This window comes from Hymenobacter sp. BT559, assembly GCF_016427535.1.
Taxonomy (GTDB): Bacteria; Bacteroidota; Bacteroidia; order Cytophagales; family Hymenobacteraceae; genus Hymenobacter.
The window spans coordinates 17669-43818 of record NZ_JAELXV010000005.1; the positions used below are offsets into that span (position 1 = coordinate 17669).

General features: G+C 60.1%; 22 protein-coding genes. 12 read left to right on the forward strand and 10 right to left on the reverse strand.

Annotation, left to right across the window (positions count from 1 at the left end; all coding sequences use genetic code 11):
• Positions 1–327: 327 nt before the first annotated feature.
• A complete protein-coding gene (gene clpX, locus JAO77_RS16430; RefSeq protein ID WP_198991481.1) occupies positions 328–1557 on the forward strand; it encodes an ATP-dependent Clp protease ATP-binding subunit ClpX in 1230 nt (409 codons plus the stop codon).
• Positions 1558–1773: 216 nt separating this feature from the next.
• Here clpX and JAO77_RS16435 read toward each other — a convergent pair whose 3' ends face one another.
• Positions 1774–2946: an NTP transferase domain-containing protein gene (locus JAO77_RS16435; RefSeq protein WP_198991482.1), complete on the reverse strand. Its 1173-nt coding sequence runs from the start codon at positions 2944–2946 to the stop codon at positions 1774–1776.
• 116 nt (positions 2947–3062) lie between these two features.
• Between JAO77_RS16435 and JAO77_RS16440 the strand changes: the two genes are divergently transcribed.
• Positions 3063–4271: a molybdopterin molybdotransferase MoeA gene (locus JAO77_RS16440; protein ID WP_198991483.1), complete on the forward strand. Its 1209-nt coding sequence runs from the start codon at positions 3063–3065 to the stop codon at positions 4269–4271.
• A 161-nt stretch (positions 4272–4432) separates the two neighbouring features.
• Complete coding sequence (locus JAO77_RS16445; RefSeq protein ID WP_198991484.1) at positions 4433–5344, forward strand: fatty acid desaturase; 912 nt, start codon at positions 4433–4435, stop codon at positions 5342–5344.
• A gap of 74 nt (positions 5345–5418) precedes the next feature.
• Here the strand turns inward: JAO77_RS16445 and JAO77_RS16450 are convergent, their stop codons facing one another.
• The 7 genes from JAO77_RS16450 to JAO77_RS16480 all read right to left on the reverse strand — a co-directional run bounded on the left by JAO77_RS16450 (position 5419) and on the right by JAO77_RS16480 (position 13063).
• The gene (locus JAO77_RS16450) at positions 5419–5562 is read right to left on the reverse strand and encodes an MFS transporter small subunit (RefSeq protein ID WP_198991485.1); all 144 of its coding nucleotides are present in this window, start codon (positions 5560–5562) and stop codon (positions 5419–5421) included.
• A gap of 34 nt (positions 5563–5596) precedes the next feature.
• Positions 5597–7012, reverse strand: a complete 1416-nt coding sequence (locus JAO77_RS16455) for an L-lactate MFS transporter (RefSeq protein WP_198991486.1) — start codon at positions 7010–7012, stop codon at positions 5597–5599.
• A 227-nt stretch (positions 7013–7239) separates the two neighbouring features.
• Positions 7240–9801 (reverse strand): FdhF/YdeP family oxidoreductase, encoded by a 2562-nt coding sequence (locus tag JAO77_RS16460; RefSeq protein WP_198991487.1) that lies wholly within the window; start codon positions 9799–9801, stop codon positions 7240–7242.
• A gap of 84 nt (positions 9802–9885) precedes the next feature.
• Positions 9886–10221, reverse strand: a complete 336-nt coding sequence (locus JAO77_RS16465) for a DUF7009 family protein (protein ID WP_198991488.1) — start codon at positions 10219–10221, stop codon at positions 9886–9888.
• 162 nt (positions 10222–10383) lie between these two features.
• Positions 10384–11259 carry a formate dehydrogenase accessory sulfurtransferase FdhD gene (gene fdhD, locus JAO77_RS16470; RefSeq protein WP_198991490.1) on the reverse strand — a complete coding sequence of 292 codons (876 nt, stop codon included), beginning with the start codon at positions 11257–11259 and terminating at the stop codon, positions 10384–10386.
• Positions 11260–11414: 155 nt separating this feature from the next.
• Positions 11415–12530, reverse strand: coding sequence for a lipid-A-disaccharide synthase (gene lpxB / locus JAO77_RS16475; RefSeq protein ID WP_198991492.1), 1116 nt, complete (start codon positions 12528–12530; stop codon positions 11415–11417).
• A 119-nt stretch (positions 12531–12649) separates the two neighbouring features.
• On the reverse strand, positions 12650–13063 hold the full coding sequence (locus JAO77_RS16480) for a 6-pyruvoyl trahydropterin synthase family protein (protein ID WP_198991493.1): 414 nt from the start codon (positions 13061–13063) through the stop codon (positions 12650–12652).
• 208 nt (positions 13064–13271) lie between these two features.
• Here JAO77_RS16480 and rfaD point away from each other — a divergent pair, with 208 nt between their 5' ends.
• Positions 13272–14237: an ADP-glyceromanno-heptose 6-epimerase gene (gene rfaD / locus JAO77_RS16485; RefSeq protein ID WP_198991495.1), complete on the forward strand. Its 966-nt coding sequence runs from the start codon at positions 13272–13274 to the stop codon at positions 14235–14237.
• A gap of 90 nt (positions 14238–14327) precedes the next feature.
• Here the strand turns inward: rfaD and JAO77_RS16490 are convergent, their stop codons facing one another.
• The gene (locus tag JAO77_RS16490) at positions 14328–14606 is read right to left on the reverse strand and encodes a hypothetical protein (protein WP_198991497.1); all 279 of its coding nucleotides are present in this window, start codon (positions 14604–14606) and stop codon (positions 14328–14330) included.
• Between the two features lie 396 nt (positions 14607–15002).
• Here JAO77_RS16490 and JAO77_RS16495 point away from each other — a divergent pair, with 396 nt between their 5' ends.
• Together JAO77_RS16495 and JAO77_RS16500 are read left to right on the forward strand one after the other, a co-directional pair.
• A complete protein-coding gene (locus JAO77_RS16495; protein ID WP_198991499.1) occupies positions 15003–15329 on the forward strand; it encodes a hypothetical protein in 327 nt (108 codons plus the stop codon).
• Between the two features lie 95 nt (positions 15330–15424).
• Positions 15425–15718, forward strand: a complete 294-nt coding sequence (locus JAO77_RS16500) for a hypothetical protein (protein ID WP_198991501.1) — start codon at positions 15425–15427, stop codon at positions 15716–15718.
• Between the two features lie 102 nt (positions 15719–15820).
• On the opposite strand, the gene JAO77_RS16505 is transcribed toward JAO77_RS16500, so the two are convergent.
• Positions 15821–16465 (reverse strand): NAD-dependent epimerase/dehydratase family protein, encoded by a 645-nt coding sequence (locus JAO77_RS16505; RefSeq protein WP_198991502.1) that lies wholly within the window; start codon positions 16463–16465, stop codon positions 15821–15823.
• Between the two features lie 328 nt (positions 16466–16793).
• On the opposite strand from JAO77_RS16505, the gene JAO77_RS16510 reads away from it, so the two are divergent.
• The 6 genes from JAO77_RS16510 (at position 16794) to JAO77_RS16535 (ending at position 26101) form a co-directional block, all read left to right on the forward strand.
• Positions 16794–17381 (forward strand): RNA polymerase sigma factor, encoded by a 588-nt coding sequence (locus tag JAO77_RS16510; protein WP_198991503.1) that lies wholly within the window; start codon positions 16794–16796, stop codon positions 17379–17381.
• Positions 17382–17546: 165 nt separating this feature from the next.
• On the forward strand, positions 17547–18614 hold the full coding sequence (locus JAO77_RS16515) for a FecR family protein (RefSeq protein ID WP_198991505.1): 1068 nt from the start codon (positions 17547–17549) through the stop codon (positions 18612–18614).
• Between the two features lie 49 nt (positions 18615–18663).
• Positions 18664–22116, forward strand: coding sequence for a SusC/RagA family TonB-linked outer membrane protein (locus tag JAO77_RS16520; RefSeq protein WP_198991507.1), 3453 nt, complete (start codon positions 18664–18666; stop codon positions 22114–22116).
• 21 nt (positions 22117–22137) lie between these two features.
• Positions 22138–23634, forward strand: coding sequence for a RagB/SusD family nutrient uptake outer membrane protein (locus tag JAO77_RS16525; RefSeq protein WP_198991508.1), 1497 nt, complete (start codon positions 22138–22140; stop codon positions 23632–23634).
• A 35-nt stretch (positions 23635–23669) separates the two neighbouring features.
• Positions 23670–24740 (forward strand): LamG domain-containing protein, encoded by a 1071-nt coding sequence (locus JAO77_RS16530; protein ID WP_198991509.1) that lies wholly within the window; start codon positions 23670–23672, stop codon positions 24738–24740.
• A gap of 149 nt (positions 24741–24889) precedes the next feature.
• Positions 24890–26101 carry a glycoside hydrolase family 130 protein gene (locus JAO77_RS16535; protein WP_235998477.1) on the forward strand — a complete coding sequence of 404 codons (1212 nt, stop codon included), beginning with the start codon at positions 24890–24892 and terminating at the stop codon, positions 26099–26101.
• Positions 26102–26150 lie beyond the last annotated feature (49 nt).

Here is a 26150-nt window from a genome sequence, read left to right on the forward strand (position 1 = left end):
CGTTATATTTTTCAAAGATTAACTTACCGTTAAGGCTGAGTTTATCCTAGTGCTGGCGGGGGTGAAGCGCTGCGCGGACTAGATAGTTCGCGACTTCACACAGCTGAACAAGGACTGTAAAGTCCACGCAACAGCCCACAGACGCAGCTTATACCTGGAAACATTCGCTTACCGGTGGCGCTTTAGCTTAATCCTGAACGGTTAGATTATCGGTGTGGCTTGCAACGCGGGCGCGTTTTGCGTCATCATTGCCCTGCTGCGTGGCGTATCTTTGAACCCGTTTCGCCGAAATCTGCTTTTGCTACCCAAGTTTATATAAGTTGCCCGATGCCAGAAATAGCCTGCTCTTTTTGCAATAAGCCCAAGCGCGACGTCGCGGTGATGATTTCGGGCATCAATGCCCACATCTGCGAGAAGTGCGTGGCGCAGGCCCAGCACATTCTGTCCGAAGAAACCAAGCTGCAAGCCGAGGCCCGCCAGCCCAAGTTTAACCTCATCAAGCCCCGCGAAATAAAGCAGCACCTCGACCAGTACGTGGTGGGCCAGGACGAGGCCAAACGTGTGATGAGCGTGGCCGTATACAACCACTACAAGCGCCTGATGCAGAAGCCCGCTGCGGGCCAGGACGAGGTAGTGATTGAGAAGTCGAACATCATCATGGTGGGCGAAACCGGTACTGGCAAAACCTTCCTGGCGCGCATGCTGGCCAAGATTCTGCAAGTGCCCTTCTGCATTGCCGATGCCACTGTGCTGACCGAGGCCGGCTACGTGGGCGAAGACGTGGAGAGCATTTTGACGCGCCTGCTGCAAGCCGCCGACTACAACGTGGAGGCGGCCGAGCGCGGCATCGTCTACATCGACGAGATTGACAAAATCGCCCGCAAGAGCGACAACCCTAGCATCACACGCGACGTGAGCGGCGAGGGTGTGCAGCAGGCGCTGCTCAAGCTGCTCGAAGGCACCCACGTAAACGTGCCCCCGCAGGGCGGCCGCAAGCACCCCGACCAGAAAATGGTGGCGGTGAACACCGAAAACATCCTCTTCATCTGCGGCGGTGCCTTCTCGGGCATCGACCGCATCATCAAGAGCCGCCTGAACACCAAGCCGATGGGCTTCGCCAAAACCAACCTGGACGAGAGCGTAGACACGCAGAATTTCCTGCGCTACATCACGGCCCAGGACATCAAGAGCTTCGGCCTCATCCCCGAGCTCATTGGCCGCCTGCCCGTGCTCACGCACCTCAACCCGCTTGACAAGAGCACGCTACGCATGATTTTGACCGAGCCTAAAAACTCGCTCGTGCGCCAGTACCAGCGCTTGTTTGGCATGGAGAACATCGCCCTGGGCTTCACCGAAGAGGCACTGGAGTACATCGTAGAGAAAGCCGACGAGTACCGCCTAGGTGCCCGTGGCCTGCGCTCTATCTGCGAAAGCATCATGACCGATGCCATGTTTGAGATGCCCTCAGAGGTCGGCACACACGAATTGATGATTACCGAGAGCTACGCGCGGGGCAAGTTCGAGAAGTCGCCGCTGCGGCTGATGCGCGCTGCGTAGATTTATGTGGTTATTACTAAAAAGGGCTCGCTTCGGCGGGCCTTTTTTATTACTCGCCGCTCGTGTGACCCCACCCCCGGCCCCTCCCCTCCGGGAGAGGGGAGCCGACTGAAAGCAAGTGTAAGCGAACGTGACCAGTCGTCAGGCTCCCCTCTCCCGGAGGGGAGGGGCCGGGGGTGGGGTCACACGAGCGGCGGGCAATTGCAAGAAGTCATACTAGCCCGCCAGCTCCCGCTGCGCCGCCTCGCGCTCGGCGGGCGTATTCACGTTGCGTAACGCATCGCTGCCAGGCGTGGGCAATACTTCTACATCGCTGTTGATGAGCATTTTGCGCGGACACGAATACCCTAGGCCCAAAAAACGCAACAGCTCGGGGTAAGCCCTAGGCTCAAAAATGGTGATGAGCGGCTCGGGAAAGTCGCTGCCGGGGCTCTGGAAGGCGGTGGCCAGGCGGGCAGTTTGGCGACCGGCCACGAGTTGGCGCAGTACATCGGCGGTCAGGAAAGGCAGGTCGCAGGCCAGCACCAGCCAAGCGGCGTTGGGGTCGTGGCGGAAGGCCGACAAAATGCCGCCCAGCGGCCCTAGGCCTAGGAAAGTATCGGGCAAGGGCTGAAGGCCAGCGGGTAGCTCGGCCGCTTGCTCGGCGCGGCACGACACGAAGATATCCTGGCAAACTTCAGCTAGCAGGGCGGCGGCTACTTCTCGCTGCTCGCGGCCATCGGGGCCATAGCGGAGGCGGCCCTTGTCGGTTTGCATACGCTGGCTAAGGCCGCCGGCCAGCACCAGGCCGCGTAGGGGGGCCTGGCGGCGCCCTAGCCACTGCTGCACCCAGGCGGCCAGGCCGGCCACATCGGCCAGCGCGAACTGTGGCAGCTGCGCGTGGTGCGGCAGGTGCGCTTGTAGGTAGTCAGGCAGCTGGGTTACGCCTTCAGCGAACACGAAGGCTTGTACGTCAGTCAGCTTATCGAGCTTGTGCGCAAGGGTTTTGCGCGGGTCGATGAGCACGATTTGATGGCGGGCGCGGAAGTGATTGCCGTTTACCAGCACGAGACTAGTGCCGGCCAGCAGGTCGGGCTGCGAGAAGCGGTCGAACGCGCGGCGCTCGTCGCGGCGGCGGAAGTGGATTTTGTCGGTCACTTCCACGGCCGCGCCGGCTTGCAGTAGCGGGCTCAAGGCCTGGGCTTCGTCGGCGTCGCCGCTGGCGTGGTCGGCATCGACGTAGCCCACGCGGTGCCCGGCGGGGGCCAGCGCGGCCGTGAGGCTAGCGGCGAGCCGCTGAATATCGCCGCAGGGCGCGCCTAGGAAGGCTAGCTCGTGGCGGGCAAAATCGCCTAGGTCAGGGCGGGCGAGGTCGGCGTGCTTGGTACGGGGCGGAGTCAGAGGAGTCATAAGGCTGTAACAGCGTAGCGCGAACTTTGTAGTTCGCGTATGCAAGCGAGCAGTACGCCCGCATTGCATTCAGTCTGTCCTCCTACGCGAACTACCAAGTTCGCGCTACTTCGCCCATGATTTCCGTCGCCGACGCTTACCAGCAGATTCTCGCCACCGCCCGGCCCCTGCCCCCCGAAACCGTGCCGCTGGCCACCGCCGTAGGCCGCGTGTTGCACCAGGAAATAACCGCCGACCGCGATTTTCCGCCCTACCACCGCGTGACGATGGACGGCATTGCCATCAGCTTCGCAGCGCTGGAAAAAGGCCAGACTACCTTTCCCATCGAGCGCACGCAGCTAGCCGGCGCGGCACCCGAGTCATTGCATAACCCGCAGTCCGCCATTGAAATAATGACCGGCGCGGCTCTGCCGCCCGGCACCGACACGGTTATTCGCTATGAGGACCTGGACTTCGTGGACAGCCCTACCCGCCAGGCCACCGTGCGCGTGGCCCCGCCCCGGCCGGGCCACAACGTACATGCGCAGGGCAGCGACCAAACGGCTGGCACCCTGCTCTTAGCTCCCGGCCTGGTCCTCAGCCCCGCCGATATAGCGGTAGCCGCCACCGTAGGCGCGGCTACGCTGGCCGTGGCCCGGCGCCCTAAGGTAGCGGTAGTGAGCACCGGCGACGAAATAGTGGACGTAGCCGACGCGCCCCTCCCCCACCAGATTCGGCGCTCCAACGCCTACATGCTGCAAGCAGCTCTGACACTATACGGGGCTACGAGCGACATTTTCCACCTCGACGACGACCTAGGTACCTTGAAAGCCAGCCTGCCGCCACTGCTAGCCGAGTACGATGCCGTGCTGCTGAGCGGCGGTGTCTCGAAGGGTAAGGCCGACTTTTTGCCGCAGGCGCTACGCGAGTCGGACGTTACGGAGCTGTTTCACCGGGTGGCGCAGCGACCGGGGCAGCCGCTGTGGTTTGGGCAGCGGCCAGGCGGCGCGGTAGTGTTTGCCCTACCGGGCAACCCGGTGGCGACGTTCGCCGCCTACTACCGCTACGTGCGCGGCTGGCTGCGCGCCTGCCAGCAGGCGGCCTCTAGGTCGTTAGTTTTTGCTGAGTTGGTCGAGGCCGTGGAGTTCAAGCCAGCGCTTACCTATTTTCTGGCTGTGCGGCTCGAAAGCGCGCCCGATGGCCGCCTGCTGGCGCACCCCGCACCCACCGCCGGCTCGGGCGACCTAGCTGGCCTGCTTGCGGCAGATGGGCTGCTGGAGCTTGCGCCCGACGCTACTCATTTTGCGACGGGCACAGCGTGGCCGGTGTGGCCGTATCGGGGGTAGCTGCCCATTTACCAGCGGCAGATAACCAGCAGCTTTCTTAGCTTAATATTCTGATTTACTTGGCACACGGTGCATCAGGCGGGTTAGGCTGAACTGTATATTTGATGGTGCTTAGCACACTCAATTAACTAGTCAGCTTCTTATCTCCACATACGCCAACTATGCCCCTATTTAATCCTACCGCCAGCGTTGCCCCAGGCGACCGGTTGGCGTTTGGCTGGCTAAAAGCCAGCTGGCTCTACCTGATGCTCATCCCGGCACTGGTCTGGGGTTGGTCGTCGCTGTCGCTGCCGCGTAGCTTGGCTTCGGTGGCGCTCACGGTCTTTACAGTGGGACTGGGCCACTCCATTGGGTTGCACCGCGGCGTTATTCACCGCTCGTACCGCTGCTCGCGGCTCATGCGTGGGTTTTTAGCGTATTGCTTTGTGCATTCGGGCCTAGGCGGGCCATTGTCGTGGGTGCGGGTTCATTACTTCCGCGACTACTGGCAAAACCGGCCCGACTGCCCAGCCTACTTCAGCTACGACCACTCGATGTGGCGCGACTACGGATGGAACCTTCACCTGGCCCTACGTCCTGCCGATGAGTCCCGCTACGCCATCCCATCCGAAGACCTGTACGACCCGTGGCTACAATTTCTAGAGCGCACTTGGTACTGGCATGTGCTGGGGGCAGCCGCTCTCATTTGGAGCTTTTTTGGTTTTGAAACTATGATAGTATGCGTGTGCCTGCGCATCAGCGTCACCATCTTGGGGCACTGGTTTGTGGGATTTGTGTCACATAAATACGGCTATGCCCGCTACGACATCGACCACGCCACCGAGCATGGCTACAACAACTTTGTGCTGGGTGCGCTTTCGTTCGGCGAAGGCTTTCACAATAACCACCACGCGCACCCCAGTTCGGCCAAAATGAGCACCGCCTGGTACGAGCTCGACCTAGGCTGGTACTTGATTGCAACCCTACGCGCCCTAGGTCTGATTTGGGACGTGCAAGTGGTAGGTCAGACGCCCACTCAAAAGCCGCAGGCTAAGGCCCGCGCCTACCGTTGGCGCTGGCCCTGGCAAGACTAACGGCCACTGCCTTAAAACAAAAAGCCCCGACGCTCACACCGAGCGCCGGGGCTTTTATTTTCGCTGCAAAGCGCTTACTTAAACAGCGCCAGCGCCTTAATGAACGTTTGCGAAACGCCCCACGCCAGCGGAATACCTACGTAGAGCCATGCCAGAATAGTTGAGCCACCGGCCGACTCTTCGGTAGCGGGGGCAGTAGAATTTGGTTTCGGATTCATTGCTAGTCAAGCTTAAAAGGTGATAAGCAGCGGCCTAGTGGCCGCCCGCTTCGATAGTAACCGGGCCTTTCTCCTGGTATTTCTCGTTGACGGCCGTCACGGCCAGGTCAGCAAGGAAGCCCACGGCCAGCAGGCCTGCCATCGTGTAGAACACCGTTTGGTAAGCGGCGGCGCCGGTGAAACCAGCGGCCTTGCGGCCTTCCGACAAACTGTGCACAATGAGTGGACCTAGGACGCCCGCCGTGCTCCAGGCCGTGAGTAAGCGCCCGTGGATGGCACCTACTTGATACTTGCCAAAGAGGTCGGACAGGAAAGCCGGCGCGGTAGAAAAGCCGCCGCCATACATGCTGATAATCACGCAGGCTACTACTACAAACAGCGTGAGCTGCCCATTGAGGCCCAGCGTTGGAGCGAGCGCATAAAGAACAACCCCCAGGCCGAAATAGATGAGGTAGATAGGCTTACGGCCCAATTTATCTGAAGCAGACGACCAGAAGAAGCGCCCCAGCAAATTGAATAGGCTGAGCAAACCCACAAAGCCAGCACCGGCTGCGGCGAGCGCGACGGTATCCATACCTTTCCCTTTCTCGGTCCCGGAAATGACGGACTGAATGAGCGGCGAAGCGGTTTCAAGCACACCGATACCAGCAGTTACGTTGCAAAGCAGCACTACCCACAGCAGCCAAAATTGCGGCGTTTTGATGGCGTTGTCGGCCGATACGTTGCCAGTCGTAATCATGGTGTTGTGCTCCTCATTGGGCACGTAGCCGGCAGGCTTCCAATCATCAGCAGGCACCCGAATAGTCCATACACCCCACTGCATGAACAGCAAGTAGATGATACCCATCACGATAAATGTGGGTGCCACGCCCTGCGGGGCCGAGCCTTTGAAGTGGTTCATGAGCGCCACGGCCAGCGGCGAGCCTATCATGGCGCCGCCCCCAAAGCCCATGATGGCCATACCGGTAGCCACGCCCTTGCGGTCAGGAAACCACTTGATGAGCGTGCTCACCGGCGAGATGTAGCCGATGCCCAGCCCGATGCCGCCTACGAAGCCGTAGCCGAAATACACCAGCCAGATATTGTGCAGATGCACGCCCAGCGAGGCTATCAAGAATCCACCCCCGAAGCACAACGCCGAGGCCAGCATGGCCTTGCGCGGCCCCACGCGCTCGAGCCACTTGCCAAAAATGGCAGCCGACAAACCCAGCAGCACAATGGCGATGGAGAACGTCCAGCCAATCTGGCCGGGCGTCCAGTCGGTAGGCGCGGGGTGGGCCGGGTCACCGCTGATGAGCGACCCTAGGGGCTTGTTGAACACGCTAAAGGCGTAAGCCTGCCCGATGGCCAAGTGGATGGCCAGCGCGGCTGGCGGCACTAGCCAGCGGTTGTAGCCAGGTGGCGCAATAGTACGGCTGCGGTCGAGCAGCCCAGCGGAAGTATCGGGCATAAGGGAATTTGAAAGGTGAGAGAGTGGTGAATATTTTGCGCCTAAAGCGCTATGTTGGTGCAAGGTATAGGCGTTGTGTAAGCAGGCAAGCTCGCAAACGGATTATTTTGCTAATCTGTTATAGGTACGTTGTCGCAGTGCGCTAGTTGTAGTGCTCCATAGCCTGACATTGAAATAAAAAGCCCCTAGCTTGAGGCTAGAGGCTTTTCAAAATACTAGTGCCGCACCTAGGCGGGTACTGCTTCGGCTCGCTGCTTTTGGGTCTGCGGAGCCTTTTCGACCTTGGCCGGAGCCACGGTTACTACCACATATTTCGAAGTAGGTGTGTTGCTCACCTTAGCTACGCTCGAGATAGGAACCAGCGGGTTAGCTTCGGGGAAATAAGCCGACACGTTGCCCTTCGGGATATCATAGGGAATAACCAGGAACCTTTCAACTGTGCGCTGCTGGCCCTCAAAGTGGCTCGTGATATCAACTGGCTGCTTGGCCTTGAGGCCCCGCTCGGCGATATCTTCCTTATTCATGAAAATTACGCGACGCTCGCCGTGAATGCCACGGTAACGGTCGTTGTAATCGTAGATGGTCGTGTTGAACTGGTCGTGGCTGCGCACGGTCATCAGGATGAGCTGGCCGGGCTCTAAGCTGTACTTCTCCAGCTCGGTGGTGGTGAAGTTCGCCATGCCGTTCTTGGTCGTGAACTTGCGCTCGCGGGGGCCATTGGGCAGGTAGAAGCCACCGGGCTGTCGCAGTTGCTCATTGAACTTCTCGAAGCCCGGAATAACGCGCGAAATGTGGTCACGAATCACGTCGTAGTTCTCAGTCATAGCCACCCAGTCGGCCACGTTGGTACGGTCGGGACCTAGGGTGGCAATGGCTACACCCGCCAAAATGGCGACTTCGCTCATCATCTGGCCAGCTACTGGCACCAGCACGCCCTTATTCTGGCTGACCACGCCCATCGAATTTTCGCAGCTTGTCATCTGGTGGCCAGACTTTTGCATGTCGATATCAAGGTGCGTGAAGCACGGCAGCAGCAAGCTGGTTTTGCCGGTAGTGAGGTGCCCACGATTGAGCTTAGTACCTACAAATACGGTTAGGTTCTGCTTGCGCATGCCCTCGGCAATCACCTCTGTATCGGGGCCAGCCGCCAGCAAGTTGCCACCTAGACTGAAGAAAACCTTCAGCTCGCCGTGGTACATTTTCTTGATGGCTTCTACCGTGTCGTAGCCGTGCTCGTAGGGCGGCTGGAAGTTAAATTCCTTACCTAGGGCGTCTTGGAACACCTTAGTTGGCTGCTCCCACACGCCCATCGTGCGGTCGCCCTGCACGTTGGAGTGGCCGCGCACCGGGCAGGTGCCCGCACCGGGCTTGCCGATGGCGCCCTTCATAAGGTGCAGGTTGACAATCTCCTGAATGGTTTGTACACCCTGGCGCTGTTGCGTCACGCCCATGGCCCAGCAAGTGATAATCTTCTGCTTGGTAGCCAGCATATTGGCAGCTGCCAACAGCAAAGCACGGCTGATGCCGCTGAGCTCTTCAATATCCTCCCACTTGGTGTTGCGGATGTTCTGCTCAAACGACTCGAAGCCCGTGGTAAACTCCTTGATAAAGGCGTGGTCTACCACCTGACCGGGGTTCATATCCTCGGCTTCAAACAAATGCTTCATGATGCCGCGCAGCAGGCCCATGTCGCCATCCACCCGCACTTGTAGGTAGAGGTCGGTGATAGGGGTGCCATCGCCCATCAGCGCACCTAGGGCACGCAGCGGATTCATGAAATCCTGCGGGTTTTTGAAGTGATTCAAGCCCGCTTCAATCAGCGGATTGACACTGATAATCTTGGCACCGTTACGCTTGGCTTTCTGCAAAGCCGAGAGCATGCGCGGGTGGTTGGTACCAGGGTTTTGGCCAATAATGAGAATGACCTCAGCCTCGTAGATGTCGTTGAGCGTAACGGAGCCTTTGCCCAGCCCTAGGGTTGGGCTGAGGGCCGCGCCGCTGCTCTCGTGGCACATGTTCGAGCAGTCGGGTAAGTTATTGGTGCCGAACTGCTTGGCAAACAATTGAAACAAGAATGCCGGCTCGTTGGGCACCTTGCCCGAGGTGTAGAACGACGCCTCATTAGGCGAATCCAGCGCGTTCAGTTCTTTGCCGATAAGCTCGAAGGCTTCGGGCCACTCGATGGGCTCGTAGTGCGTGCCGCCGGGGCGCTTCACCATGGGGTGCGTGAGGCGCCCTAGGTTGTTTTGGTCGCGGTCGGTCATTCGCGAGAGGTCGGCCAGGCTATGCTTGGCAAATATCTCGGGGCCACAGGCTTTGTCATCGGCATCGGAGGCAGTGGCCTTCGCGCCGTTTTCGCAGAACTCGGCTATCGAGCGGTGGTCGTCGGGGTCGGGCCAGGCGCAGGAAGAGCAGTCGAAGCCGTCTTTCTGGTTCATTTTGAGCAGACCGTGGGTACCACGCGTCATGCCAGCTTCGCCCCAGCTAAACTGCATCGACTTCATCACCGCCTCTACACCGGCCGCGATTTTCATGCGGTTTTCGAGCTTGAGGCCGGTAAACTCCTCCGTGGGTTGGGCCAGCACCGGGTTGTGGTACTTGGCACCGGCCACGTCGGGGGCCGGGATAGGCCGCTCGTCGCGGTCCTCCTGTGGGTCGGGGCGATAGTGGTCGTTGGTGGGAGCTACACCTTGGTCCGAGCGCTCGCCACTTTTGGGGGCATTTTGCTCGGCGCCTTGCTGCTCGCTTTTGCCAGCCTTGCTGGGGTCGTTGGTGGGCGACTCTTCCATAATATTATCGGGTATGAACGGGTGGGATACTTACTTTAAAAGTAATGACAACTGGCGACCGCCGCGCCAGCGGCACTGCGCAGCTTAGTGGCGGCAGTCCAAGTCTTTTTCTACTAGGATACGTAATTCGCGCCCTTCAGCGACAACGATTTGGGCCGAAAAACCATTTTTTTCGGTATTGGTCCATTCCTGCGCCAATGCGGCGGGCACTTCTACGGCTAGCGCTCCAGCGGCATAGCGCACCTGCACGGCCTCGGCAGAAGCCGTAGCGGGCAGTTTCTCCAGCGAATAATGCAAGGTCTGGTCGGCGCCGGGGCCAAATACAATGGTATAAGCCACGCGCCCGCTGTGAGCAAACTCTTGTACCTCAGCCTCTGACACCCGTAGGCGCAAGGAATTTTCTTCTAGTCTAAGCTTCATAAATCACGGATTAGTTCTGATTAAACCGGATTTCACGGGTTTTGTGGACGCCATTTGCCGGTGTCTGGTAGGCCGTAGTGGCCATACGCGCGAGCAAGCGTGGCTGAGAATTGGTAATTCTGGGCGCGTCTAATGTGCTTTACAACCTCTACAAAATCCGATTCAATCCGTGCTAATCCGTGATTCGTGGGTGTAGATATTAAACCGCTCGTTGCGCACGAAGCCCAACAGTGTGATGCCAAATTCGTCGGCCGCTTCTACGGCCAAGCTGCTCGGCGCGCCCACCGCCGCCAGAATGGCCACGCCCGCCAGCGCCGCCTTCTGCACCAGTTCGAAGCTGGCCCGGCCGCTCAGCAGCACTACGTGCTGCCCTAGGGGAAACTGCCCGCTCAGCAGCGATGCGCCCACCACTTTGTCAAAGGCATTGTGGCGGCCCACATCCTCACGCAGCAGTTGCAACTCGCCATCGGCCGAGAACAGGGCCGTGGCGTGCAGCCCACCCGTTTGTTCAAATACCGCCTGAGCCGCCCGCTGCCGCTCGGGTAGCGCGTGGAGGAGGGCGGCAGTCACCCTAGGGCTGTCTAAATCGGGCGGCAGCGGGCAGGCTGTGGCGCGCACCGCCGCAATGCTGGTTTTGCCGCACACTCCGCAGCTGGAGGTAGTGTAGAAATGCCGCTCTAGGCGGTCTAGCTCTACGGCCACGCCGGGGGCCAGCTCGGCCTGGATTACGTTGCCGCGCTCCTCGGGCCTCCTAGGGTCGGCGCGATGCTCGATGCGTAGTATATCAGCGGGTTGGCTGATTATGCCTTCGCTTAGCAGAAAGCCCGCTACCAGCTCGGCATCGTGGCCAGGCGTGCGCATGGTCACGGCCAGGGCGCGCGTCTGGCGCTGGGCGGCGGGGCCGTGCAGCAGGCTGATTTCCAGCGGCGCTTCCACGGCCAGCAGGTCGGTGGCGTGGGTGGTGGCCGCGCCGGTTACGCGCACTACGGTAGTGCGAGTGGCGCTGGCGGCGGATGGGGGCTGAAGCGGCGAGGTCATGAGCGAAATAACCTCGGCGGGCCGTTGCGGCTCACCGAGGTTATTGCTTTTTTAACCACGAATGGGAGCGAATGTTCGCCGTAGCGCGGACTTTCCGTCCGTGGGCCAATACGCTTTTCAGTAATATCTCAGCACTCGCGGACTGAAAGTCCGCGCTACTTGCCTTCCCGCAAGTACTTCACCATTAGGGTAGCCGTTTGGCGGGCGGCATTGTGCTGGCCCAGCTTGGTGCGCAATTCGGCGTAGCCTGCTTTCTGGCGAGCTATGTAGTCTTGGTCCGTCAGCAGGCGCTTGAGTTCGTCAAGCAAGTTGCGGGCGGTGAACTTGCTTTGAATGAACTCCTGCACCACCTCGCGGCCCATAATGAGGTTGACCAGCGAGATGTACGGCACTTTTATCAGCGCCTTGCTCACCTGGTACGTGAGGGCGCTGGTGCGGTAGCATACCACCTGCGGCACGCCAAACAGCGCGGTTTCGAGCGTAGCCGTGCCGCTGGTCACGAGCGCGGCGCTGGCGCGGCTCAAGAGGTCAAACGCCTGGTCGAATACCAACTTGATGCCGTTACGCTCGAAGTGCGCGTAGTACGCGCGGTCGAGGTTGCTCACGCCGGCCACCACAAACTGGTACTCCTGAAACGCGGGCAGCACGGCGAGCATCTCATGCAGCATTTCTTCGATTTCCTGCTTGCGCGAGCCGGGTAGCACCGCAATTATTTTCTTCTTAGGGTCGAGGCCGTGCTGCGCCTCAAAGCCGGGGTTGGGCACAAAGTCGGCTACCTGGTCGGCGGTGGGGTTGCCGATATAATCGACCTTGTACTCAAAGCGTTGGTAGAACTCTTCCTCAAACGGCAGGATGACGAACATCCGGTCCACGTGCGCCTTGATTTTCTCGACCCGGCTCTGATTCCAGGCCCAGATTTTGGGCGAGATATAGTAATACACCTGCACGCCGTGCGCCTTAGCCCAGTCGGCCATGCGCAGGTTGAACCCGCCGTAATCGACCAGAATCAGCACGTCGGGCTGGTAGGCCAGAATATCGCGCTGGCACTCTTTTAGATAGCCCCGAAATTTGAGAATGCTCGTGGCCGTTTCCCAAAAGCCCATCACGGCGAGCTCGCGGTAGTGATGCACGAGGTGCCCGCCCTCGGCTTGCATCAGGTCGCCGCCCCAGTAGCGGAAGTCGGCCGCAGCGTCCTGCTTTTTCAGCTCGTGCAAGAGGTGGGCGGCGTGCGTGTCGCCGGAGCGCTCGCCGGCTATCAGATAGTATTTCACCTTCTTAGTGTCATCCTGAGCGCAGCGAAAGACCTTGTCACGCCTGCACCGCCGGGGTTAATAATTGCTGACCAAAGCTACCATGATAAGATGCTTCCTTCGCCAGCAGGACAGGCACGCTAGCCGTAGTATTCCACCGCGTTGCGGGGCGTTTCGTAAATCTTGATGCAGTGCAGTTGCGCCCCGGTGATAGCGGGCAGCTCACGCACCAAAATCTGCCAGAAAGCCACAGCCAGGTTTTCGGTGCTGGCTAGCTGGCCCTTCAGGAAGGGCACGTCGAGGTTCAGGTTTTTGTGGTCGACCTGGTCGGTAATGTGCGTGCGGATGAGGTCGCTGAGGACTTTGAGGTCCACTACGAAGCCAGTGTCGGGGTCAGGCTGGCCCTTCACAGTCACTATCATCTCGTAGTTGTGGCCGTGCCAGTTTTCATTGGCGCAGGGACCAAATACCTCTTTGTTGCGCTCGGGCGTCCAGGCGGGGTTATAGAGCTTGTGGGCGGCATTAAAATGCTCGCGGCGACTAACGTATAGCATAAATTAATAGGAAGGCGAAAGATGGACCTAGGCGGGCTACTTGCCCACCGGCAGTCAGTTCCAGCGCCACTTTTTGGGGCGGCAAAGATACGATGCTTGCCCCCGGCAGCACGGCCACCCTTTTTGGGCTAGCTAGTGCAAAAAGCAGTGGCCGCGCCAAGCCCAGCCCGCCAGCCAGCGCTACCTTTAGGGCCAAATTTGCTTTTCTATGATAGTCGTAACCGGTGCGGCCGGCTTTATTGCCAGCTGCTTAGTCTCGCGCCTCAACGCCGCCAACTTCAATGACATTGTGGTGGTCGACAACTTTGCCGTGGAGAAAAAGCTCCCTAACATCCGGGGCAAGAAGCTGCGCGAGTATGTCGACCGACTGGAGTTTTTCGACTGGCTCGACCAGCACCACGAGCAAGTCGAGTTCGTCTTCCACCTAGGGGCCCGCACCGATACCACCGAGCAGGACTACGCCGTACTCGACCTGCTTAACCTCAACTACAGCAAGCAGATGTGGCAGGCCTGCGTGCGCTACCAGCTGCCGCTGGTGTACGCCTCCTCGGCCGCTACCTACGGCGACGGCACCCTCGGCTACTCCGACAACGACGCCCTGCTGCCCCAGCTGCGCCCGCTCAACCCCTACGGCGAGTCGAAAAATGACTTCGACAACTGGGCGGTGCAGCAAACCGAAAAGCCCTACTTCTGGGCGGGCCTGAAGTTCTTCAACGTGTACGGCCCCAACGAATACCACAAGGGCCGCATGGCGTCGGTAATATTCCACGCCTTTCACCAGATTCGGCAGTACGGCAACATGACCTTGTTCCGCTCGCACAACCCCAACTACATCGATGGCGGCCAAATGCGCGATTTTGTGTACGTGAAGGACGTGGTCGAAGTGTGCTTCTTCCTGCTCAACCACCGCACGCAGTCGGGCATCTACAATCTGGGCAGCGGCCAGGCCCGCACCTTCATGGACCTCACCCTGAATACCTTCGCAGCCCTAGGTGCCACGCCCGACGTGCGCTTCCGCGATACGCCCGAGGATATTCGCGACAAGTACCAGTACTTCACCGAGGCCGACATGAGCAAGCTACGTAGCATTGGCTACGACCTGCCCTTCACCTCGCTCGAAGCTGGCATTCAGGATTACGTGCAGCAGTACTTGCTACCCGACCGCTACTACTAGCCTCGGCACGCTCTAGGTCGCCCAACAAAAAGCCGCCGTTCGCATATGCGAACGGCGGCTTTTTGTATGATAAGGAGACTTAGCCTAGACCTAGGCGGCCAGTGGCAAGCCTGTGGGGTACATGGGCAGCACCGGCGTTTCGGTGGTTTCGAGCGGGCGCTGGGGAGCAGCGGGCGTAGCCGCAACGGCTGCTTCATCGGCGTGGCGGCGCAGGGCGCGCATGAGCAAATACTTGTACTTCTCAGCATCGGCCAGGGCCTGCTCTACGGCGTGCAGCGCGTCGGCGTAGCCCACTACAGGCTGCAGCTCGCGGCGCGGGCGGCGGGCTTCAAATACGTGCGGAGCGAGGTATTCGGCGGGGCTTTTCATAGTGGCGATAGGTAAGTAACTGTTGCTTGTACTGTCAACGCCTAGCGGGTCGTCAAAATTCATTCTAGGGCAATTTTACAATGAATTAAACTACCTGTTTATCAACGATTAATAAATTATTTTCGATTTGATTTTCTACTTTAAAATGCACTACTAAAAAGCAGCTTTCGAGGTAGACAACAGCACTGACCCTCCCCTATTCGGTGCCCGTTTTGCTTAAAACTTGGCACGGCTTTTTCTAGTAAATAGCCTAGATAGTTGCCTGTGATTACCACGCGGTTTAGGCGCCGTTGCGCTCGTTTGGCGAATGGCTTTTAAACCCGGGGACCTTACTCGCATCTAACTCGTGTTCTTCTATCTAGTAAGACCTAATTAAAGCGCTTCGGCGCTCCAGCTATGCGACTCAAATCTTTGTTTGCCTTGTTTTTTGCACTGAGCTTTGGCCTGTTGCTCAGCAGCTGCACACCCGGCGTGTATGTGGGTGCCAGCACAGGCTCCCCCTATGGGTACGGCGGGGGATATGGCTACGGCTACGGCCCGCGCTACTACGGCCGGCCCGGCTACTACGCCCCACCCGTGCGGGTGCGGCCAGCCCCCTACTACCGCCCAGGCCCGCGCTTTCGGGGCGGCTACCGGGGCGAAGGTGGTTTCCGCGGGGGTAATGGCGGTTTCCGCGGCGGCCCCGGTGGCTTCCAGGGGGGTGGCCGGCGTGGAGGTCGGTAGTGTTCACCCGGCTTTTGCTGGTTTTCAGCAGCCTTTCACCTTGCTTCTATAAGTTTCTCACTCTTAACCTAGCGCGCTGCGGCGCGTCCCCTCCCATGCGCTTTCAACCTCTGTTCTTTGCTTTGCTGTTGAGCCTGGGTGTGCTCGGCACACGGGCGGTTTCAGCCCAGGTAGTTATCAATGCCCAGATTGGCCGGCCCTACTACGCCCCGCGGCCTTACTATGGGCCCCGCTACTACTACCCGCCAGTAGCGCCCCCGGTAGTAGTGGCACCGCCGCCGCCCGTGGTGGTGTATCCGCAGCCTTACTACTACGCGCCCCGGCCGCGGGTGTACTACGCCCCTCGCCCCTACTACCGCCACGGGCGCGGCTACGGCCGCCGGTGGTAGCATCCTAGGTACCTAGGCAGGCCAGAAACACAAAGCGCCTCCGATAGCCACGGCTGTCGGGGGCGCTTTTTTTTTAATGAGTAAAGTGACCCTAGGGCACCGCTAGGCGTCCCCCAGTTCGTGCACCCGCGTGCCGCCACCATCCTCCTCGGCGGCGCGCAGCATGGCTTGGGCCACTGCCTTGGCCTTGATGGGCCGGTACTTCTGCCAGCGGCCACGCAGTATGGGGCGCGCCAAGGCTAGCAGCCAGCCGCCAATGCGCTCGCCCAGCCGCGGGGCCGCTCGCTCGCCGAGCAGCAGCGAGGGCCTGAAAATGTGGATGGCCCGAAAGGGCGTTTGGCGCACAGATGCTTCCATTTCGCCCTTTACCTGGCTGTAGTAAAAACGCGACTCGGTATCGGCCCCTAGCGCCGACACTACCAGAAACTGGGCCGCAAAATTGGCCGCCGTAATGGCCGCCAGCTTTACCACGTGTAGAAAATCGACTTCGAAAAAAGCCTCCTTGGAGCCCGCTTGCCGCATGGTAGTACCTAGGCAGCAGTATACATCGTCGGCAATGAGGCGCAGGCGTTCGGCTTCGAGCTGGCTGAGCTCCGTGACTACCTGCGTGAGCTTGGGGTGCTGCACGGCTACTGCCCGGCGACCCACCACGATTACTTTGGCATAGCGCTCCGAGGCAAGCAGCAGCGGCAAGAGTGCGCTGCCAACCAAGCCCGTGGCCCCGGCGAGTAAAGCTGTTTTTTTCATTGAAAGTAGAATAGCAAGGCGGAGGATAAGACTGCTGTTTTTAACTAAAGGTTTAGCCTAGCAGCTTAGCCACACTGCGAAGTGAGATGCCCTACCGCGCCGCAATAGACTATTAATCTGCCGCTTACTTACTGGCTACTCATAGGTGCGTGCAATTAGAATCTTCGCAATAACGCTGCAGCCTCGCTACTGACGCATGTCATTATTCCAATAAAAACTCGTAGTCTTGTGGTGTCTTTATTATTCTAGCCCCCAGCTTATTCTTTCCTGATATACTAGCATCGCAGCCTAAGGCATTTACCTCTCCCTAAAATCAGTAGCCATTGCCTTGCAACCGATAACCGACGAGCACAGCGCCCAGCTTTGGGAGGCCTTTCGGGGAGGTGAGGCCCGAGCGCTGGCCACGCTCTTTGATGGCTACTACGAGGCGCTGTACCACTACGGGCTGAAGCTGACCGGCGACGAGGAACTAGTAAAGGACTGCATCCAAAATCTCTTTCAGAAGCTGTGGCGGCGGCGCGAGGGACTGCGGGCCGTGCAGGTGGTGAAGGCGTACCTCTTCAAAGCACTGCGGCGGCACCTAGGCGACGAAACCAAGCTGCTGCGGCAGCACCGCTACCTGCTACCGGCCTACTCCGATTCGTTTGAGGTCACTTACTCGCACGAGGAGTTTTTGATTGCTCAGCAGGGCGACGCCGAGCAGCAGGCCCGGCTGCTAGCAGCCCTCAACCGCCTTTCCAAGCGTCAGCGTGAAGCACTGTATCTGAAGTTTTTCGATGGGTTTGCCTACGAGCGCATTGCAGAGGTGATGGGCCTTAACACCCAGTCGGTCCGCAATTTGGTTTTCAATACTTTGCAAGTGCTACGCAAAGTATTAGCGATGGTAGTACTGCTGCTTTCCGGGCTAGCCGCCTAGCTTTAAATAGGGTGACAGACACCTATCTGGTAGCGCTTCAAAGAAAAGTTTTTGCGGGCATGAGTATAAACGGCCTCTTAGGCCGTGATGGAGATGAACCGGGCTGCTAGACTACCTAGGAGCCCGCAGCGGCACCCTGCTGCTAGCCCGTTTAGCCCACTGCTTATGCCCTACAACGACTACTCGACTGATGATTTTTTGGCTGACGAGTCGTTTCAATCCTTCGTGATTGGCCACGACCCGGCGGCTGGCCAGTTTTGGCGCGCCTGGGTAGCCGAGCACCCTGCCAAGCAGACCGAATTTGACGAGGCCGCGGCGCTGCTGCAACTGCTAGCCACCGGCCAGTCGCCCCGCCTACCCCACTCGCTAAAGCAAACTGAAGCCGCAAAGCTGTGGCAGGCCATGCATGCCGCTCCCGCACCTCAACCACAGCCTATGCTGCGCGTGGGCCAACGAGCCCGCCGCTGGGCGGGGGCCGCCCTAGGTGCCTTGGCGTTGGGTTTTGCGGGCCTCGGGCTGTGGCAGCGCGCCGCCGTGGCCCCCACCCCAGCCTGGACCAGCTACGCCACCAAAGCGGGCGAGCGCCGCGAACTGACGCTACCCGATGGCTCCCGCGTGATGCTGAATGCCAACTCAGTACTGAAGCTGGCCACTACCTGGCAGCCGGGCCACGCCCGCGAAGTATGGCTGGCGGGCGAAGCTTTTTTCCGGGTGCGCCACACGGCACCGGCGCAACTCATGGCGGTGGCTGCTGCCCCGGCCAATGTAAAGTTTACGGTGCACGCCGGGCCGCTCGATGTGGCGGTACTCGGCACGCAGTTCGACGTGCTGAACCGGCCGGGCCGGGCCAAGGTCGTGCTGCAAACGGGGCAGGTGCAACTGCGGCACGTGCGGCCCGGCGGCACTGAAACGCTGCTGCTCAAGCCCGGTGAGTTGGCCGAGCTGCGCCCAGCGGCGGCGGCCGCGCCGCTGGCCAAGCGCCCTGTCGATGCCGCGCTGTATGCAGGCTGGACTAGCGGGCACCTAGACTTTGCCGACACGCCGGCCTCGGAGGTCATTGCCCTGCTCGAAGACACTTATGGGTTGCACATCACGCTGGGCAACCCCGCTTTGCGCCAGCAAAAGCTTAGCGGCTCGGTGCCTAGTCAGGACCTAGACGTGCTGCTGGCCACGCTCGCTAAGTCACTAGATACGAGTGTGCACCGCACGGGCACCCACGTGCGGTTCGACTGATTTTCGCCTGCCTTTTCGCCGTTTCTCACCCTCTTTTCCATTCCCACCCATGGTTCATTATACCCCATCGATTAAGCTGCTGCCCCTTTTGTTTGCCGGGGGGCTGCACGTGGCACGGGCGCAAAGCCCCGTCGTGGCCATGCTGCGGCCCACGCAGGATGTCACGGCTGGCGCGGCGCGAGCCGCCGAGCGTGGCACCTCGCTCGAAAGCATTTTGCAGGAGCTGAAGAAGACGCACCACGTCTTTTTTATGTACCGCAGCGAGCTGGTTAAGAACAAGTTCGTGAATGTGGAAGCCCGCACCTTTCGCACCTGGGAGGAAAAGCTGACCTACGCCGTGACGGCCAGCGGCCTGCGGGTGGAGAAGACGGACCACAACGTGTACGTCATTTCGCAGCCCAAATTGCCCGGTCCTGAGGCTCAGACGAGCTCGACCACCAGCGGCCCCAATGCCGCCCCGGATGCTACCCTCTCCCCCACCGCCGTACCCGTAACCGGCCGCGTAACTGGCCCCGACGGGGCGGCCGTGCCCGGCGTGACGGTGCTAGTGAAGGGCACTACCAACGGCACGACCACCGATGCCAACGGCAATTTTTCGCTCACTTTGCCCGATACCAATGGCACGCTGGTAGTGTCGGCCATCGGTTTCGTGACGCAAGAGCTGCCGCTGCAAGGGCGCACGCAGCTAAACGTGGTGCTGGCCAACGATGTGCAGGCCCTAGGTGACGTAGTCGTCCTAGGTTACACTACCGAGCGCAAGGCCGACCTCACTGGGGCCGTGGCGCAGGTGAGCCAGCGCGACATCAGCGGCCTGCCGGTGACGACGCCCGCGCAGATTTTGCAGGGCAAGGCGGCGGGCGTGGCCATTACGGCGGCCACTGGGGCGCCGGGAGAGAACATCGCGGTGCGCATCCGGGGGGTGGGCACTATAAATGACAACAACCCGCTTTATATAATTGATGGTGTGCCGACTAAGGACGGCATCAACCAGATTTCGCCCAATGATATTGAGAGCATCAACATTCTAAAGGATGCATCGTCGGCAGCCATCTACGGGGCGCGGGCCTCGAATGGCGTGGTGGTGGTGACGACCAAGCGCGGCAAATCGGGCAAGCCGCGGCTGAGTGTGAGCGCCTACAGCGGCGTGCAAACGGCGGTTAACCTCATCAAAATGGCTAACACGCCGCAGTACGTGAACGCCTACAACGTGGCCGCCCAGAACGATGGCCGCACCCAGATTCCGGCGGCGGTAGCCGCCACGCTGCCCGATGTAAACTGGCTGAAGGAAGTACTGAAACCAGCCTGGCAGCACAACGTGCAGCTCGACGTGAGCGGCGGCGGCGAAAACTCGCAGTACATCGTGTCGGGCAGCTACCTGACGCAGGATGGCTTGATAAATAACTCATCCTACGACCGCTACAACCTGCGCACAGCCGTGAGCAGCTCGCTGTCGAAGTATGTAAAAATCGGCACCAACGCCAACCTCTCGTACAGCAAAACCCGGCAAGTGGGCACTTCCGGCGACGGGTTTGGTGATGGCAATCCGGGAGCCAGCGTGGTACGCTTTGCGCTGTTTCGCACGCCGGGCACACCGGTCTACAACGACCTAGGGCAGTTTGTGGACTTGCCTACGGCGGGCGGGCAGCCGGCCTCGGCCTTCCTAGGTGACGGTATCAACCCGGTGGCGCTGGCCGACGCGGCCGACCGCAATTTCAACGCTTACTCGGTGCTCGGCAACGCTTATATAGAGGTGACGCCGGTGGCGCATTTGCGCATCCGGTCTGACTACGGCATCACGTTTCGCATCACCGATTACAAGCAGTTTTTTAAGACCTACGGCATCGACCGCTCGTTCAACTCACCGGCCTCATTGGCGCAGTCCAATACCAACGAATTCAATTTCAACTGGACTAACACGGCTGTTTACGACCTATCTGTGGGCAAGAGCACATTTGCCTTTTTGCTGGGCACCGAGGCCATTAAGAATAATTCGCGGGGCATTTCGGCCTCGCGGCGCGGGTACGTCGACCAGTCGCCCACATTCCAGTACCTCGACAATGGCACGGGCATTCAGCAGAATGGGGGCGGCGAGGCGCACTCGGCGCTGCTTTCGGGCTTTGGCCGGCTGACGTATGACTACGACGGGCGGTACCTAGCTACCGTCAACTTCCGGCGCGATGGCTCGTCGCAGCTTTCGCCGGGCCGGCGCACCCAGAATTTCTACTCCGGCTCGGTGGGCTGGAACCTAGCACGCGAAGCCTTTATGAGCAACCTAGAAGCCATTTCGCTACTGAAAGCGCGGGTGAGCCTAGGGCAGCTCGGCAACTCGGCCATCGGCAACTACCCCTACGCCTCGCTGGTGGGCAACACGGGCTATTACCCGTTTGGGGGCGTATCGACGCAGGCGCTGAGCGTGGTGACCAAGGGCAACCCGGACATCAAGTGGGAGACCAGCACCCAAACCAACTTCGGCCTCGACCTAGGGCTGCTGAAGGGCGCGCTGCAAATCTCGGCCGACTACTTTATCAAGAATACCTCGGATGTGCTGCTGTTTTTGCCGCAGCCCAGCAGCGCCGGCAACGGCGGCAACCCGGCCGTGAACGCCGGCAAGATTCAGAACCGAGGTTTTGAGCTGGAGCTGAGCTACCGCAACACCATCGGCAAGGACTGGAGCTACGGCCTGAACGGCAACCTGGCCACGCTACGCAACGAAGTGCAGTCCCTAGGTACGGCCACGCCCATCGTGGGCGGCCGCATCGACAACAACTACTACGCCACGCTGACTACAGTGGGCCAGCCGATTGGAGCGTTTTACTTGCTGAAAACGGAGGGTATTTTTCAGACCGCGCAGGAGGTGTTTACGCACGCCTACCAGGGGCCGGGCATTCAGCCGGGCGACGTGAAATTTCAGGACCTAAGCGGCCCCGATGGGGTGCCCGATGGCGTGATTGATGGCTACGACCGCACCTTCGTGGGCAGCCCCATTCCGAAGCTGACCTACGGCCTGACCGGCAACGTGAGCTTTAAGAACATCGACCTGAGTGTGTTCTTTCAGGGCGTGCAGGGCAACAAGCTCTATAACCAGGTCAACACGGACATCGAGGGCTTTTACCGCGCCTTCAACCTCACCGAGCGGGCGGCCACCAACTACTGGACCGGCCCCGGCAGCACCAACCAGTTTCCGCGCCTGTCGTGGACCGGCGCTTCCAACAACAAGCAGCCCTCCGACCGCTTCTTGGAGGATGGCTCCTACCTGCGCCTCAAGAACGTGCAGCTCGGCTACACCTTCAATGAGAAGCTGCTGAGCGCGGTGCGCATTTCGTCGGTGCGCATCTACGCCAGCGTGCAAAACCTGCTCACCTTCACCAAGTACACCGGCCTCGACCCCGAGCAGGGCACCAACAGCAACTCGCTCGGCGATGGCGTGCGAGCCACCGGCATCGACTTCGGCACCTACCCCTCGGCGCGCACCTTCACGGTGGGCATCAACGCTGGCTTCTAACCTTTTCGCGCGCTATCTATCATGAAAATCCCACCCGCCGCCCTCCTACTGGGGGGCCTGCTGCTCGGCACCGCCAGCTGCAAAACTTTCCTGGACCAGCCCGTGCTAGGGCAGTATGAAGCCGGCCAGTTTTTCACGTCAGACACCAATGCCATCCTGGCCGTGAACGCGGCCTACGTGCCACTGTCGTTCCGCGACGCATCGTCGAACGCGCTGTGGGTGCTCGGTGATGTGGCCTCCGACGACGCCGTGAAGGGCAGTAATCCTGGCGACCAAGCCGACTTCGAAAACATTGATATTTTCAACATCACGCCCATTAACTCGGCCGTGGAGGCCCAGTGGCGGCGCTACTACGACGGCATCCTGAAGTGCAACGTGGTGCTCGACGGCCTGCCCGCCGACAATGCCAGCGTGAGCGCCGCCGTGCGGCAGCAGGTGACGGGGCAGGCGCAGTTTCTGCGGGCGTATTACTACTTTCAGTTGGCGGCCATTTACGGCAACGTGCCACTGCGCCTGAAGGTGGAAACGCCCGCCGAGCTGCAAAGCCCGGCCGTGCCCCAGGCCCAGATTTTTGCGCAGGTAGAGCTAGACTGCCAGGCCGCCATGGCCGCGCTGCCCGCCACCTGGACCGGCACCGACGTGGGCCGCGCTACCAAGGGCGCCGCCATGGCGCTGCTCGCCAAAACCTATCTCTACGAGCAGAAATGGACCCTGGCGGCTCAAACCGCCCAGGCCGTGGAGGCCCTAGGTACCTATAGCCTGCTGCCAGTGTTTGCCGACAATTTCCGGGCGACGACCAAGAACAACCCGGAGGCCATTTTCTCGGTGCAGCACACTTCGGGCCTCAGCCCCAACCAGGGCAACAACCTCAACCAGTGGTTTGCCCCGCGCCCGCAGAATGGCTACGGGTTTTTCTGGCCCACCCAGAGCCTCGTCGACAACTTTGAGCGCACCTCGGCCGGCGTCGTAGACCCTAGGCTCGATTATTCGGTGGGCCGCAGTGGGCAGTCGTTTTTCGGTGTGCCCTTCGACCCTACTTGGAGCGGCACGGGCTACGTGTCGAAAAAGCACTTGCAGCCGCTGACCGAGATACCCACTACCATCAAGGGCGATGGCAACCTGAACTTCCAGGCCATTCGTTACGCCGACGTGCTGCTCATTGATGCCGAGGCGTCTAACGAAGCTGGCAACAGCGCCAACGCGCTGAAGGCGCTAAACCAAGTGCGCAAGCGTGCCCGCGAGAGCTACCTCTACGACACCTCGCTGCCCAACTCGGGCACGGTGCCCAGCGGCCTGCTGCCCGATGTGACTACCACCGACCAAAGCCTGCTGCGCGACGCCATCCGGCGCGAGCGCCGCTCGGAGCTGGCGCTGGAGTTTCAGCGGTTTTTCGACATCACGCGCTACGGGCAGGCCTACGCCCAGCAGGCGCTGGCCGACCGGCCCAACTTCAACTACAGCCGCAACCGCTTCTACCCCATCCCGCAGAGCGAGCGCGACACCAACAAGGGCTTGTAGCCGCCTTTCCTTCCCACCCAACTCTTCGCTAGGTTATGAAAAGCTCTAAATTTTACGTGTTAGTGCTGTCTGGGCTGCTCGGGGCGCTGACGTTTGCCTCGTCGTGCTCGAAAGACAACGACGACACTGCTCCCGTGGGCCCCGTGGATAAAACCAAACTCACGGCCCTCATTGACTCCGTGACCGTCGGCTACAATGCCGCCGTGGAGGGTAACAAGCCCGGTAACTACGCGCCGGGCGCCAAGGCCGCCCTCAAAACGGCCCTGGACCTATCCACCGTCACCAAAAACGACCCTAGCTACAACCAAGCCGCCGTGAACGCGACCACCGCCAACCTGCGGCGGGCCGTGGCGGCCTTCAAGTCGGCCCTGGTGCAGGAAGTGTCGGTAGCCAACCTAGTGGCGCAGTGGAAGTTTGAGGGCAATGCCAACGACGCCACGCCTAATGCTAATAACGGCACTCTGAAATCGGGCCCCACCGGCCCCGGCACCGCGCCCGGCGATGGCGGCACGCTGCCTACGCTGGTAGCCGACCGCTTTGGCCAGGCCGGTCAGGCTTATGAGTTTACTAATGGCGCCTACATCGAGGTGCCGTACAAGGCGGCGCTGAATCCACAAGCCATCACTATCAGCTTGTGGTGCAAGCGCTTTGATGGCAATGATGCCAACTACCTAGTGTCGCTAAACCGCTGGCAGAGTTACAAATTCCAGCTGCAAGGCGCGGGCAAGCCTTTCCTCACCGTGGGCACTACGTCGACCATCGCGGACAAGGACGCCGACTCGGGCATCGTGCCCATCAATACATGGACGCACGTGGCTGCGTCGTACACCGACGGCAGCATGAAGTTTTACATCAACGGGGCGCTGGTCAAAACCTGGACCGACGTGAAGGGCCCGCTTAAGACTGCCCCGCAGGCCGTGCCGCTGTGCATTGGCCAGCAGCTGCCTAAGGACATCTACAACAGCACGCCCACCGGCGGCCAAGCTACCGGCTACTTCGACTACTATGGCCCGGCCTTCTTCAAAGGTCAGATAGACGACATCCGCCTCTACAACCGCGCCCTGACCGACGCAGAGGTGCAGTCCATCTATACTATTGAAAAATAGCCGCTTTAGCTTGTCCTTGCGAGCGCAGCGAAGCAATCGCACCCGAACGGCGACGCTTAACAGGTGCGATTGCTTCGCTGCACTCGCAAGGACAGACAAGTTCAGTCTGTCTCCCACTCTTTCCTACCCTCTTCACTCTCCGAAACTGCATGCGCAATTTCTCTCGCTACGCCCATTGCCTCGCTGGCGGCACAGCCCTACTAGCCCTCCTAGGTGGCTGCAACGGCTCTTCTAAAACTGATACCGCGGCCACCGCATCTACCATGACGCCCTCAGCAGATACTACGGCAACGGCCGCCGCTGGCCCTAGCTGGGCGCTGCTAGGCTTTGCCAAAGCCGACAGTGCCAACCCCATTATGGGGCCCAGCACCGTAGGCAAGTTCACTGACCCCATTCTGAAAAAGGTGGTCTTGTGGGAAGAAAAAGACGTGTTCAACCCCGCCGTAGTAGTGCGCGATGGCAAGGTGTACATGCTGTACCGGGCCGAAAACAAAATCACCACTTTCGGCAAAGCCTCGCGCGTGGGCCTGGCCAGCAGCACCGATGGCATCCACTTTCAACGCGAGCCAGAGCCGGTGCTCTACCCCGCCAACGATGCCCAGAAGAAGTACGAAACTGGTGGCACCGAGGACCCTAGGGTGGTAGAAGACGACAAGGGCACTTACTACATGACCTATACGGCCTACGATGGCAAGCTAGCCCGCCTGCACGTAGCCTCCTCGCCCGACCTACGCCACTGGACCAAATACGGCAATGCCTTCGGGGGCAAGTACCTAGATAAGTGGAGCAAGTCAGGCTCCATCGTGTCGCGCTACGAGACCGATGGCCGCATTGTGGCCGCCAAAATCAAGGGCAAATACTGGATGTACTGGGGCGACGCCCAAATCTGGCTGGCTACTTCAGACGACCTCATTCATTGGACGCCCGTCGAGATGGCGCCCGGCGAGAAGCCCCCCGTGCCCCTACGCGCCCAGGCCCTCACCCTGCCCAATCTAAAAGTGGTGCTACCTACCCGCGCCGGCAAGTTCGACAGCGACCTCGTAGAATCTGGCCCACCCGCCATGCTCACCGACCAGGGCATTCGTCTGATTTACAATAGCCGCAACATACCCGCCATCGGCGACAAGTCGCTGCCCGAAGGCACTTACACGGCTGCCCAGGCCCTGTTTGACAAAGACGACCCGACCAAGCTGCTCCAGCGCCTAGACACCTTCTTCATGCGCCCCGAGAAGCCCTACGAAACCACCGGCCAGGTCAACCAAGTGGTGTTTCTGGAAGGGTTAGCGCGCTTTAAGTCCAAGTGGTTTCTGTATTATGGCACCGCCGATTCGAAGATTGCCGTAGCCGTGCGGCCGCAGTAGCCAGGCTGCTGCAAATGCGGAGCCTTCCCTTTCTTTACAAGTCCCTCTC

What these genes read in the sequence shown, in the direction of transcription:
- JAO77_RS16520 (WP_198991507.1), top strand. Translation starts at nt 18,664, where the DNA reads ATGGTTCATTATACCCCATCGATTAAGCTGCTGCCCCTTTTGTTTGCC.
- JAO77_RS16455 (WP_198991486.1), bottom strand. Translation starts at nt 7,012, where the DNA reads ATGCCCGATACTTCCGCTGGGCTGCTCGACCGCAGCCGTACTATTGCG.
- rfaD (WP_198991495.1), top strand. Translation starts at nt 13,272, where the DNA reads ATGATAGTCGTAACCGGTGCGGCCGGCTTTATTGCCAGCTGCTTAGTC.
- JAO77_RS16440 (WP_198991483.1), top strand. Translation starts at nt 3,063, where the DNA reads ATGATTTCCGTCGCCGACGCTTACCAGCAGATTCTCGCCACCGCCCGG.
- JAO77_RS16450 (WP_198991485.1), bottom strand. Translation starts at nt 5,562, where the DNA reads ATGAATCCGAAACCAAATTCTACTGCCCCCGCTACCGAAGAGTCGGCC.
- JAO77_RS16435 (WP_198991482.1), bottom strand. Translation starts at nt 2,946, where the DNA reads ATGACTCCTCTGACTCCGCCCCGTACCAAGCACGCCGACCTCGCCCGC.
- JAO77_RS16535 (WP_235998477.1), top strand. Translation starts at nt 24,890, where the DNA reads ATGCGCAATTTCTCTCGCTACGCCCATTGCCTCGCTGGCGGCACAGCC.
- JAO77_RS16460 (WP_198991487.1), bottom strand. Translation starts at nt 9,801, where the DNA reads ATGGAAGAGTCGCCCACCAACGACCCCAGCAAGGCTGGCAAAAGCGAG.
- fdhD (WP_198991490.1), bottom strand. Translation starts at nt 11,259, where the DNA reads ATGACCTCGCCGCTTCAGCCCCCATCCGCCGCCAGCGCCACTCGCACT.
- JAO77_RS16525 (WP_198991508.1), top strand. Translation starts at nt 22,138, where the DNA reads ATGAAAATCCCACCCGCCGCCCTCCTACTGGGGGGCCTGCTGCTCGGC.
- JAO77_RS16500 (WP_198991501.1), top strand. Translation starts at nt 15,425, where the DNA reads ATGCGCTTTCAACCTCTGTTCTTTGCTTTGCTGTTGAGCCTGGGTGTG.
- JAO77_RS16465 (WP_198991488.1), bottom strand. Translation starts at nt 10,221, where the DNA reads ATGAAGCTTAGACTAGAAGAAAATTCCTTGCGCCTACGGGTGTCAGAG.
- JAO77_RS16495 (WP_198991499.1), top strand. Translation starts at nt 15,003, where the DNA reads ATGCGACTCAAATCTTTGTTTGCCTTGTTTTTTGCACTGAGCTTTGGC.
- clpX (WP_198991481.1), top strand. Translation starts at nt 328, where the DNA reads ATGCCAGAAATAGCCTGCTCTTTTTGCAATAAGCCCAAGCGCGACGTC.
- JAO77_RS16445 (WP_198991484.1), top strand. Translation starts at nt 4,433, where the DNA reads ATGCCCCTATTTAATCCTACCGCCAGCGTTGCCCCAGGCGACCGGTTG.
- JAO77_RS16505 (WP_198991502.1), bottom strand. Translation starts at nt 16,465, where the DNA reads ATGAAAAAAACAGCTTTACTCGCCGGGGCCACGGGCTTGGTTGGCAGC.
- JAO77_RS16480 (WP_198991493.1), bottom strand. Translation starts at nt 13,063, where the DNA reads ATGCTATACGTTAGTCGCCGCGAGCATTTTAATGCCGCCCACAAGCTC.
- JAO77_RS16530 (WP_198991509.1), top strand. Translation starts at nt 23,670, where the DNA reads ATGAAAAGCTCTAAATTTTACGTGTTAGTGCTGTCTGGGCTGCTCGGG.
- JAO77_RS16515 (WP_198991505.1), top strand. Translation starts at nt 17,547, where the DNA reads ATGCCCTACAACGACTACTCGACTGATGATTTTTTGGCTGACGAGTCG.
- JAO77_RS16490 (WP_198991497.1), bottom strand. Translation starts at nt 14,606, where the DNA reads ATGAAAAGCCCCGCCGAATACCTCGCTCCGCACGTATTTGAAGCCCGC.